This window comes from Gemmiger formicilis, from assembly GCF_016901605.1.
In the GTDB taxonomy this organism is placed as follows: Bacteria; Bacillota; Clostridia; order Oscillospirales; family Ruminococcaceae; genus Gemmiger; species Gemmiger formicilis_B.
Map to the genome: position 1 here is coordinate 1 of NZ_JACJKP010000684.1, position 242 is coordinate 242.

1 protein-coding gene is annotated in these 242 nt (G+C 56.2%); it reads left to right on the top strand.

Going from position 1 to position 242, the window contains the following annotated elements; translation table 11 throughout:
• Positions 1-81: 81 nt before the first annotated feature.
• The coding region (locus H6B10_RS18190) for a plasmid mobilization protein (RefSeq protein ID WP_430661784.1) at positions 82-242 on the top strand (161 nt) is incomplete at its 3' end.

Consider the following 242-nt stretch of genomic DNA (forward strand, 5'->3'; position numbering starts at 1 on the left):
CTCGGTTCGGGAACATTTGAAGCAGGAACCGAAACAGACTGCTGCCAAAGCTCTGACCCATAAGAAGAAGGAGCCGGAACGGTGAGCGCCCCGAAGCGCAAACGGGAAGTCCAGGTGAATTTCCGGGTCTCCCCGGAGGAACTGGCGCTGATCGAGCAGAAAATGTCCCAAATTGGGACGAGAAACCGAGAAGCCTATCTGCGGAAGATGGCCCTGGACGGTTATGTGGTGCAGCTGGACTT